At 61.9% G+C, this 10743-nt stretch carries 8 protein-coding genes and 3 pseudogenes; 3 read left to right on the forward strand and 8 right to left on the reverse strand.

Annotated features, from left to right (window positions below; all coding sequences use genetic code 11):
• The coding region (locus PARHAE_RS21345; RefSeq protein WP_206436892.1) for a hypothetical protein at positions 1–207 on the forward strand (207 nt) is incomplete at its 5' end.
• Positions 208–340: 133 nt separating this feature from the next.
• On the opposite strand, the pseudogene PARHAE_RS07990 reads toward PARHAE_RS21345, so the two are convergent.
• Positions 341–1461 (reverse strand): annotated as a pseudogene (locus PARHAE_RS07990) (IS256 family transposase); the annotation flags it as partial.
• Between PARHAE_RS07990 and PARHAE_RS07995 the strand changes: the two are divergent.
• Positions 1457–1747: pseudogene (locus PARHAE_RS07995) on the forward strand (transposase); the annotation flags it as partial. The pseudogenes PARHAE_RS07990 and PARHAE_RS07995 sit on opposite strands and share 5 nt — an antisense overlap.
• A 191-nt stretch (positions 1748–1938) precedes the next feature.
• Here PARHAE_RS07995 and PARHAE_RS08000 read toward each other — a convergent pair.
• From PARHAE_RS08000 to PARHAE_RS08020, 4 genes and pseudogenes are all read right to left on the reverse strand, one after another.
• On the reverse strand, positions 1939–3771 hold the full coding sequence (locus tag PARHAE_RS08000) for a DUF927 domain-containing protein (protein WP_126154093.1): 1833 nt from the start codon (positions 3769–3771) through the stop codon (positions 1939–1941).
• A 556-nt stretch (positions 3772–4327) separates the two neighbouring features.
• Complete coding sequence (locus tag PARHAE_RS21560; protein WP_241232721.1) at positions 4328–4912, reverse strand: DDE-type integrase/transposase/recombinase; 585 nt, start codon at positions 4910–4912, stop codon at positions 4328–4330.
• A gap of 211 nt (positions 4913–5123) precedes the next feature.
• Positions 5124–5225 (reverse strand): annotated as a pseudogene (locus PARHAE_RS21565) (DUF1153 domain-containing protein); the annotation flags it as partial.
• Positions 5226–5563: 338 nt separating this feature from the next.
• A complete protein-coding gene (locus PARHAE_RS08020) occupies positions 5564–6793 on the reverse strand; it encodes a Fic family protein (protein ID WP_338142921.1) in 1230 nt (409 codons plus the stop codon).
• Positions 6794–7036: 243 nt separating this feature from the next.
• Here PARHAE_RS08020 and PARHAE_RS08025 point away from each other — a divergent pair, with 243 nt between their 5' ends.
• Positions 7037–7261: a hypothetical protein gene (locus PARHAE_RS08025; protein ID WP_164555179.1), complete on the forward strand. Its 225-nt coding sequence runs from the start codon at positions 7037–7039 to the stop codon at positions 7259–7261.
• Positions 7262–8129: 868 nt separating this feature from the next.
• Here PARHAE_RS08025 and PARHAE_RS08030 read toward each other — a convergent pair.
• From PARHAE_RS08030 to PARHAE_RS21030, 3 genes are all read right to left on the reverse strand, one after another.
• Positions 8130–8435, reverse strand: coding sequence for a hypothetical protein (locus PARHAE_RS08030; RefSeq protein WP_126154096.1), 306 nt, complete (start codon positions 8433–8435; stop codon positions 8130–8132).
• Positions 8436–8497: 62 nt separating this feature from the next.
• A complete protein-coding gene (locus tag PARHAE_RS08035) occupies positions 8498–8956 on the reverse strand; it encodes a hypothetical protein (protein WP_126154097.1) in 459 nt (152 codons plus the stop codon).
• 45 nt (positions 8957–9001) lie between these two features.
• A partial coding sequence (locus tag PARHAE_RS21030) for a hypothetical protein (RefSeq protein ID WP_164555180.1) occupies positions 9002–10743 on the reverse strand: 1742 nt, incomplete at its 5' end.

A 10743-nucleotide genomic window follows, 5' to 3' on the forward strand; every position in this document is an offset into this window, starting at 1 on the left:
TCGGTCAACGTCGTGCGGATCAAGGTTGCCTCCCATTTGGCAGCCTTGAATCAGCCAGCGATCAGTTTGGAAATCCTCAAACGTCAACACGCCCTAGGCGGAATTGCAGAAACACCTGCAAATGCAGGGCATGGGCAGGAATTATCCTGCTCAACCCCTGTGACAGGAGTGTTTCATCATCGACACAGGCGAGCGGTCCTGGCGTAAACTGGATGAGACAATGAACAAAATCGCAGGGTAGGGCTGCGCTGTGATTCTGCGGCATCAGTCAACCGGCGGGAGGGTGAGACTTCCGCGCCATCCCGCGGAGCTATGGATAAATTTGGGTGACGCGACTTGATCAGGCGGCGCGGCTTTGGTTGGCATCGTCAGCGACGACCCCGTCGGTAAATCTGACGCCTTCGATGACGCGTGGCAACTGGTTTGTGCCGTTGAGCTTGCGCCACTTCTTCGATGCGGCCCGGACCAGGGTGAAGACCATCAGCTTTGCGGTTTTCTGCGACAGTGCGCCCTTGGTGCGGACAGTGCGATGTCGGACGGTGGCAAAGACACTTTCAATGGGGTTCGAGGTGCGCAGATGCTCCCAGTGTTCGGCCGGGAAGTCGTAAAATGCCAGCAAGGCCTCGTTGTCCTTGGTCAGGCAGGAGACGCCACGCTGGTATTTGGCGGCGTATTTTTCCTTGAAGATCTCGATGGCCGCCAATGCCGAGGCGCGGGTTGCGGCATGGGAGATCTCGCGCAGATCGGCGGTGACAGCGGGCTGCATGGATTTGGGGAAGCAATTGAGCACATTCGCCATCTTGTGAAACCAACACCGTTGATGGCGGGTGCCAGGAAAGACCTCATCCATGGCCTTCCAGAAGCCCAAGGCGCCATCGCCGACAGCCAGTTCCGGCGGCACGGCAAGGCCGCGGGCCTTGAGATCGACCAGCAGCTCGCGCCAGCTTTGCGCGCTCTCGCGCACCCCGACCTGGAAACCGACGAGTTCCTTCTTTCCTTCGGGTGTAGCCCCGAGGACCACCAGCATGCACTCGGTTTGCGGCTCCATACGGGCCTGAAGGTAGACGCCGTCGGCCAGATGTAGACATAGCGGCGTGCCGAAAGGTCGCGGCGCTGCCAGCGGTCGTAATCCTGCTGCCAACCTGCCGTCAGCCGCGAGATCACACCAGGTGACAGGTTCGGGGCATCCGGTCCCAGCAGCGCGGTCAGCGCCTCTTGGAAGTCGCCCATGGACACGCCACGCAGGTAAAGCACCGGCAGCAGCGCATCGAGACTGCGGGAGCGCCGCGCCCACCTCGGCAGGATGTTCGAGGTGAAGCGGATCCTCTTCTCCGCTCCCACGGCAGCGCGGTCGCGGACCTTGTGCCGCTTCACGGCGAGCGGCCCGATCCCCGTCTGGATCGTCCGCTCCGGCCCGGTCCCGTGATGAACAACGCGCTGACGGCCATCGGACACCCTCATGGATGACGCGGAGCATGACGTCCTGGCCTACATGTCCTTCTCCAAGGAACACCGGGCCAAGCTGCACTCGACCAACCCGATCGAAAGGCTGAACGGCGAGATCAAGCGCCGCCCCGACGTCGTCGGAATATTCCCGAATGACGACGCCATCGTCCGCCTCGTCGGGGCTCTGCTCCTCGAACAGAACGATGAATGGACCGTTCAGCGCACCCGCTACATGACGCTGGAAACCATCGCGTCAATGGGCGATGATCCCGTCATCAGCCTGCCCGCAGCGGCATCCTGATCAAGCAGGCCCGCGCCGAACCTAACGGTGACGATCAGCGCCAGCTACACCACTCCGTGGGACAGCATCTTGGGCCAATTGGCGCCTTCTTACACGTTGATGGCGGGTGATAACTTGCAATGACGCGTGTTGCCTTGGCCTTGTGCTCCGCGCCGTCACCGCAGAAGGGTGCCAATGAAGGCAGCGTTGTCCTATTCGCGCTTTATCTCACGTGTTTGCAAGGCGTTCTTGGCTATCCTGTAGACCCGAGGTCGTTTATGCCATTGCTTCGCACCCGTTTTATATTGATGCGACCGTTGCTCTCCGCCGTTCACGATAATGCCCGCGCGATCGAGCGCGTTCAGTTCGTCAGGATCATCTGCGATCTCCTCGCGGAACAGTTCCGGCTTGACATAGTAATACCCCGCATCCTGAAATCCCACGGGATGGTCTTCAGGAAAAGGCATGTCTCCTTCCCAGGGAAGCTGGTCCTCACGTTTTTTCAGGAAGGCCGTCAGCCGGTATAGTGATTTCCCGAATTCCCCCAGCGTCGAGGTCGCTTGCCACATCGAACTAACATCACGGACCGCCTGATCGGCTGTGCCACGGGGCCATGGCAACAGTCCCCATTTGATCGCCATCTCCCCCACGACAGACACCAGGGCAAAGCGCCTCAGATGCTGGACGAAGACCGGATTGGAGACATCTTGACCTCGCGCTTTTAACTCCTGCCGCACGAAGCTGGCCATCCAGCGGGGCAGGCTGTGTTTGCAGAGGTCATGATTATCGATCAGCAGCCTTGTTACTGCCCGCCCCGCATGCCCGTAGTTGGCAGCAAGTCCCATTCGCAGAATATTAATCAAAGCGTCTGGACTCTGATAGCCGCGAAGATCGTTGAAGCCGCCATACGCACCTTGATCGACAGGAATATCCAGAAAGCGTGTCTGGAACGCTTCAGAAGGGTTCTTGCGGCGACGGCGGAAAATGGTCTCGCTCGAAATCTCACCGCTCATCAGCACGAGGTTCCGGTGGCGGGCATGGGCATCGGCGAAATGGCTGTCTTCCTCAAGATCCGTGAGCGCTGTCAGATCCTTTGACGAGGGGTTTACGGGGAGCCCGTCGCAGGCCATCAGCCCGTCGTTGCTTAACCCTCTCAGCTCTCTCATGCCCGCAGAGGTTTCCGACCAGCGGCGCAGCCTCGCGGGATCTCCCCAGCAGCTCTGCGCGACCTGAAGGAGCAGAGACTTTCCGGAGGACGAGCGGCCATAAAGGTTGAACACAATCGTCTGAAGGTCAGCCGGCTTCATAAAGGGAGCAGCAAGAGACGCCGCGATGACGAAGATCATCAGGGGATTACCCACCGCCATGGTTGCCACGACAGCTGACCATTGTTCTAGGGTGCCGTTCACCTCGACCGGGCGGGCTCCGCGCAGAATGATTTTCTGGCCCAGGTGGTTGCGATCTGAATCCACCGAGCCATCCGAATGGACATAGACCTCTTCCTCGTCCGGAAACGTTGACCAGCCCGTTCGCGCAACACGCCAGCCTTTCGCCGGAGGTGATTGACGTGTCCAGCTTCGCAGCAATCGTGTCACTTCCGTTGGTGCAGGGCCGATATAAAAGCCGTATCCACGAAGCTCTTGAACATATCGGCCTGTTCCGAATGTGTCCGTCTCTTCATAGGTTTGGGTGCGAATCCTGCCGTCAGGATCGAGGAACTCGAGCTTGAGGGCCCATCCGCTCCCAGAATGCGGATCACGCACGCGCAGCACCGGACGGAAGAGGCCGCAAAGTCCGTCAGGGATGGCTGCATTGACAATGACCTGCTCTTCTTCATCCACAGCATAACCAAGCGGAAGCGTTTCCCGAATTTGCTGGACGAACTTCTGAAGAGGATCGAGGGCATCGTCCGCTTTGTTCGTCTGTAAACCAGCGAGAGGGACGGGAAGATTATAATGCTCCGCAGAACCTTGTGCTCCGATATTCTCCAGACCGCTCTCCTCGTTGTCGGGCGAGATCCCGTATTTATTGAATTGTTCCGTCATGGCCAACCTCCTTTGCCGTTGATGCACAAGTGCTGAAAAGGTGTTGGACCGTTGGACCGTTGGACCGGCACAAAGCTGGTTCCCTAGTCCTTGGCTAAGTGTTCATTGGAAGTCGTCGAGCTGGTCAAAAGTTGTTTGCTATATGCGTGATAAACTAGAGGTTGCATCCAGAAAGATCAACAACTCTGATGACAGCCTCGTAGAATGGTGGGATGGAAAACTTAGCGGATTTTTCTCAATCGTAATATTTTGAAATTCATTTGTAAGAAAGAATTTTACGAAATTACTTCTTCCGTATTTGTTGCGTCGGCAAGCGAGTTGTTGAATGTTCGCCCCGACTTGTTCACCTGAAGGTGCGTTTGTGCATTTTCCTGAGAGGCAGCAAGACGGTAAGCAGGAAGCAGGCCACGTGGGTCAATAGCGGGCCCGGTCTGGGGTTGCGTGCCAGCGTTGATCGGATTGCAGGTGTTCCCTTTTCAGGCCTACAAGATTGCGTATGGACATGAACGTCGCAGGAACAGAAGATCCGGAATTCGCCCTCTCAAAGGCCGCTACTTTACCAGGTCGATGAGCTGCTCTGCAAGACCAGGCCATTGTCCGACCGCAGCAGGAACTCGCGATTGACGCGGCCAAGGGTGCCAAAGCGGCTGATCAGGGCGTGCTCTAAAGCGCTGGCAGCCGTCGTTGCCTTGCCGGTGCGCGACAGGTGCCAGCCGAGAAGCTCGCGCGTGTGGCAGTCGATGACCAAGGCCAAGGAGGTCCAGCCGTCCTTGCCGGCCCAGATCCGGCACAGGTCGGTGGACCAGCGCTCGTTCGGCGCGATGGCGACGGACGGCAGCGCCTGGATGCGGGGCCGCATGCCGATGGGGCGCTTGCGGACCTGCCAATGCTTCAGCTGGAAGATCCGCTGCACCGTGTTCTTGTTAAAGCCCAGCAGGAACGCCACTGTCCGGTAGCCGAACGAAGGGCTCTCTTCGATCATCGCCTTGATTGGGTCCACGAAGCGCGCATCGACCTTTGGCGCAGCCTTGGTCGGCTTGTAATAGACCGTCCGTCGCGGCACGCCGAACTGAGCGCAGAGCTTTGCCAAAGACACCTTGATCCCATACGCCAGCAGGCCCTCATGGAGCGTCCGGATCAATTGTCGTCCTCCCGCTCCATGAGGGCCGCCAGCTATTTTCGGGCGCGCAGTTCCAGCATGGCCTCGCCATAGGTCTCCTGCAGATCCCGGAGCTGCTTCTCGTATTCCTGCCGAACATCGAGCGGGTTCGCTCGCAGCGCATTTTCCATGCCCGACGGGCATCATCGACCCAGCCTTCGATCTCGGATAGGGAAAGGTCATAGCTGCGGCTGGCTTCCGCCACCGTCGTCTTGCCCTGAATGATCTCGATGACCAGCGCAGACTTACGCTTGGCCGTCCACCGTTTGACGACGTCTTCCAATTGTCCACTCATCGCTACGTTTTACTCCTTGTAGCATGAGCAGGTTTTCACTGGGTCGATACACGCTTGCCTTTGCGGTGGATGTGGCTCTTCAGCTTCATGCTGCGCAGCCTGGCTTCTATCTCCTCGGACCAATAAGCGGGATCAGCCCAGAGGCACAAGGGCTGATTGGGAACGAATTGCGCACTTGGCTGGGCAGGCACTCTAAACGAATATAAGGCTGTGAGGGAATGCTTCATCCGGGTTAACCAGCCTTGGGAATTATCCTGCTGGCCCACCAGGCTTCACATTCTTGGCCGATTTGACCAACATCCTTTTCCGGTTGAGCACGGACCTGACACGGGGCTTTCTCAATACCTTGGCGGCAGGGGGGGTGGCGGCACCAGAGGTTCGGCATCGGTGAAAAGGTTCGGAAACAACCGTTCACGATAATCTAGGGGAAAGGCGATGCGCACTGGCCCTTTGGGTGTTGACGATTTCAGAAAACCGCCAGCGATCAGATTGCCAAGGTCGCCCCGCGCGGCACGCTCGGATGCGCCGGTGACGAGGGGCGCGTCACCCCTCGGCATTTCTCCGTGCCGAAGCACATGCGATACCAACTGCGGCATTCGATCGCTGCCTGGATACAGATCGGCTATGAGCCTCGTGTAACGGTCCTTTAGCCGCCCGAGATCGAACATCGCGTCGGTAAAGCGCAACTGATCCAGCATGACGGTCAGGAACCATCCAGAAAAGGAAGTCAGAGTCGCTAGCGAAAGGTTTCCGCGCCCGTCGCGGTCGCCCTGACGCGGCCGGTCGGCGACATCCATACGTTCTTTATATTCTGCAGGGTCTTGCAGCCCGCGTGCAAGCCCCCGGCTGATCGACCACAATCCATGACCTCCGATTCCCGCCGCCTGACACATGGCATGGGACATCAGCCGGCTAACGCGGCCATTTCCATCTAGAAATGGGTGGATATAGTTCAGCCGGTGATGCGCTGCGGGAATGGACAGGATGCGGCCGGATGCGCCGCGTGTCAGTCCATGATAGCGGGCGGCGAAGTAGTCCATGAAATCCGGGATCCGCGGTGCCGAGGGAGGCAGGTGACGGCCCACGGCGACCTCCTCGCCCTCGGCGCGGAAGGCTCCCGGGATGATCTCCTTGTGTTGACCATTATGCTCGACAAAGCGCAGCTCCAGAGGCATGGCCTCGTAAAAGCGGCGATGCAGATCGCGGATGAACGCGACCGAGGTCGGTTCAAAAAGCACGCCTTGTGCGTGGATGTCGTCGATCCATTCCTGCACGCGCACATGGGCCGCAGCTTCTTCAGCCAGTGGGCGGTTCTCGACCTGATCCATATGGCCGGCCAAGGCCGCCTCAATGTCGCGCGGACGGGTATTGTGGCCTTCGATCAGGTTCGAATAGTAGGCGTTCATGATCCGCGTCATGGCACGCAACTCGGCCGCGCTGTCTGGCTGCAGCCCGCGCCCGAGCGCTTCTGCCGCCGATCGGATTTCGAGAACCAGATCCGTCAGCGCCACGGGGATGGTTTCCTCGATCCCGCAGGGTTCGATACGGGCCGGTGTTTCAAGGATCATCTTGCCGATCTCGTGATGAAAGGAAGTGACGTGATTACTATGAGTTATGAGCAATAAGCGCAACTCTGTGCCGATCTTGGATGCCGATCTTCTTATGTGCCTGCACGACCATCCACACCCAGCGATGTGAGAAACGCAGTTTGAGCACACATTGCGAAACGCACTCCCTTCAAACAATGGGAGAACGCCTCGCAGCTACGACAAGATCAGACAATGTGGGGGCCAGAGACCGCTTACAATCCTGTGCGCCTGGTGAACGAAGCGGGAGCCTGGCTGCTCCACGATGTCCATGGACGTGCCCTGGCGCGCATGGCTCGAAGCTGGTCGCCACCGGGGGGTCTGAACTTCCTGCGCGGAGAGGTCGGCGCCGTGGTGCGCTGGCGCAAGGCCGACAACAAGGAGGAGTTCCGCGCTCACCTGCGCCGGGACGTCTGGGAGGCGGTGGCGCCGGAGTTGGTGTATGGCTGATGCCTGGGAGGGCATCGCCCAGCAATGGTCATCGTCTCTGCGGGGGACAAGGACGCACACGCGATCGACCCCTTGCCACTGTCCTGGCCCAGCGTTCAGGGAGTGCCAGTCAAGGTGTGGCGCTCTCTGCCTTCGGAGGCCACCTCCGCATTGGATCCGTGATGGTTCCCATACTCACGGTGTCGCCGCTGACCTCATCTCCCCGGAGACGCGATTTCCACCAAGGAAGAATTCATGCACATCTCCCCGGAAAAATAATTTTCCTTTTTCTCTTTTCCGTATTTCGAGTCTGGCTTGAAAAAAGCCATGTTGAGAAGGCGATTTTGCCCTGTTTTTCGAGGGTTTTTAATCAAAACCAAGTTACGCGGTGATTTTTCGTTTTGCAGCCTGCGGATCGGGCAATTGGATCCTTGACCGGAGGGAGCGGCGCATTTCGTCGAGGGCCGGGTTGCGAAGAGGCCCTAACTGTTCCGGCTTGGAGAACGTGGCGCTTACCAACAAAGCTTCGCGAGGCCGGTGGCTCATCCTGAACAGCATCTCCCTCAACTCCATTCGCTTCCCTTATCGCCGGCGTTCATGGCAGCGCTTTGCGCCTCCGGTCCACCATCAAGCTAGCATGATATTATCATAGACGCCTATCATGCTATCATTTTGACCATGTGGCCGCCGCCGAGAGCCGCTCTGCAATCCGGAGCAGGGTGATAGCGTGCCAGGATGCTATTATCCTAGGTTGCTATTGTGATAGCTTCGGGCAGGCTCTCCGGCGGAATGATAGCATGCTAGGGTAATATTACTCTATTATAATAGAGTAATATTACCCTATTACGCTATGCAACGGTTGCCGCAGGCCGTCACCCTCGATCTGCGCTCAACGCGGGGTGCCGCAGCGGTAGAAGTCCTCATAGGTATCCTGTCGGGTGTTGTCGTAGTCGATGCAGAGGCCGGCTTCGTCGATCCGGGCCTTGAGGATCTCGGCCTCGTTGCAGTCGCCCAGGCTGATGCCGTTGGCATTGCCGGCGGAGTCCATGCAGGCACTATAGGCCGCGGCGAAGCCGTCCACCAGGCGCATCTCCTTGCGGCTGAGCGGGCCGCCGGGAAACAGCGCGGTGGCGGCAATCACCGCGAGCAGGAGAATGGCGGCGCCGGCGGCGATCAGGATGCGCGTGCGGATCATGTTCGTGTCCTTTCCGAAGGGGGGCGGCGGCGTGCCGCCCCGATGGGGCAGTCCGTGGGCGCTCAGCGGCGGATCAGCGCGGCGAAGTCCGGGTAGCTGCCGGTCCCGGTGGCCCAGTAGCCGAGATCGCTGGCGGCCGCGAAGGGATCGTCAAAGGTGCCCAGGTCGGGATGGCAGGCGCGCAGATACATGGTGGTGATCAGCGTGGTGGCGCCCGCCGGGGTGACCAGGTCGAGCGCGGTATAGCTGGCGTCGCCCGCCATGAAGGCCGGGCGCGTGCCGCTGCAGAACACCTGCACGGGCGAGGGTTCGCCCCAGTCGAGGCCGCTAACCGGGGTGTCGGGATCGTCCGAGACCGCCTGGCGCAGGGTGACCAGCACCAGATCGCCCGGCACGGCGGCGCTGCCCTGGCCGACGACCTGGCGATCGGTCTGGTCGTAATGGATGCATTCGCCCATCTGGCAGCGGGCCAGATAGGGCTCGGCCTGGGCGAGGGCGGCGGCAAGGAGGATGGGCTTCATGGGTGTCTCCACAGTCGGAAGGGGTCTTCGGAAAGAAGGGCGAGGTCAGTCGACGCAGCGGTCGGGCCTGTCGAGGCAGAGATCCAGGGTGGCGGGCGCGTCGGGGTCGAGATCCGCGCGCAGGGGCCCCGGCTCCAGCGTGATCCCGGTAAGGCGCCAGACGTCCGGCGCCCCGGCCGGCGTCAGGGTGCCGGACAGCGTCCGCGCGCCGCTTTTGCCCTGGGCCTGCAGGCTGATCTCGTAGCGGGTCTCCCGGAAGAGCCCGCCATGCCGGGTCAGGGTGGCGGCGAGCGGCAGGTGGCAGATGAGCCGGCGCAGCGGCACCATGCCGCGCTGGCCCACGTCGAGAGCGGCGTCGCGCAGGCCGTCCTCCGCCTCGGCCTTCGCATAGAGGCGGGCACAGTGGGCCTCGCTATGCTGTTGCTGGAATGCTGCGGACAGCTCCTGGCATTGACGGTGCAGGCCGGCAAGCAGCGGCGCCTCCGGGTAGCTGGCACAGGTGAGCAGCGCCGCCGAGGCCGGGCTGCCGGGTTCGAGATCCGCATAGGCCGCCGCCAGGCGCTCCCCCTCCGCCGCCAGCACCCGGTCGCGCTTCTCGGCCACGCGGGCCTCGGCCTCCCGCGCGGCCGCACGCAGCGCGGACACGGCCGCGTCGAAGGCGTCGCTTGCCGGGCGTGGGCCAAAATCCGGCAGGACCGCATAGCCGTTGGTGGCAAGCGCCTCCTCGTAGCTCTCGCCCGCCGCCTCGGCCTTGGCCGCCATCTCGGCGATCCGCGCCGTGCCGACACGTTCCAGATGCGCGGCGGCGATCTCCTCGCAGCCGCGGGTGATGCGGGCGGCCAGGGCGGCGTCCATGCCGGCCATGACGGCGCCGCTGCGCCGGGCGCAGTGGCTGGCGATGGCGGGGATGTCTGTCTCGTCCGCAACCTCTTGCGCCAGCTCTTCCGCCAGCACCGGGACGGCATTCTCGAGGAGGCGCGCGGTGGCGGGCCGCAGGACGCGGTCGATTTCCTCGCGCGAGAGGCCGGTGTCGCGCAGCGCCGACGCATCGACGCCGAGCCAGTTGGCGGCGCGGTAGGCATCAACGGTGACCGGCGTCGCCGCCAGGCGGGCGATGGTGGCGCGCAGCCTGTCCATGCCGGCGACGCGCGCCTCGATGCGGGGCCAGGCTTGGGCCACAAGCGTCTCGTAGCGGTTGCTGGCGCAGCTCTGCGAGAGGGCGATGGTGGCTTCGGCGACCTCGCGCGTCCAGTGCTCCAGCGGCAGGCCCGAGGCGATCTCCAGGAGCGTCTCCCCGCCGGCCCTGCCGAAGCCGGGCGACATGACATGGGTTCCGGCACCGTCCACGGTCGCGCAGAGCCGCGTGGGATCGGTCTCGGTCATGGCGGTCACGTCGCGGCCCGCCACCATGAGCGCCGTGGCGCGGGTGTCCTGCAATTCAGTCAGCAGCTCCGCCTCCGTCCGGTCCCGGCTGGCGCGCCAGGCGTCGCGCATGGCGGGCAACAGCGCCGTAGCCTCGTCGCCCTCGATCTCGCCCGCCAGAACGCGGGCGTGCGCGACCATGCGGCCGCCCATTGTCTTCAGCCCGTCCTGGACCGCCTGGCGCTTACTCTGCTGGTCAAGCGGGGGCAGCAGCGCCGGCGGCGGCAGGGCCGCGGCGGTGGCGCGGGCGGCGGCCAGACCGGCGGGAGAGGGCGCGTCCGCCTCCAGCATCGCCAGCACGGCGTCGTAGCGGACGGCGGGGGCGTCCGCCGGCGCGAAGACGAAGGCCTCGCAATCGGGCAGGG

The sequence above is a fragment of the Paracoccus haematequi genome (assembly GCF_900631945.1).
Taxonomy (GTDB): Bacteria; Pseudomonadota; Alphaproteobacteria; order Rhodobacterales; family Rhodobacteraceae; genus Paracoccus; species Paracoccus haematequi_A.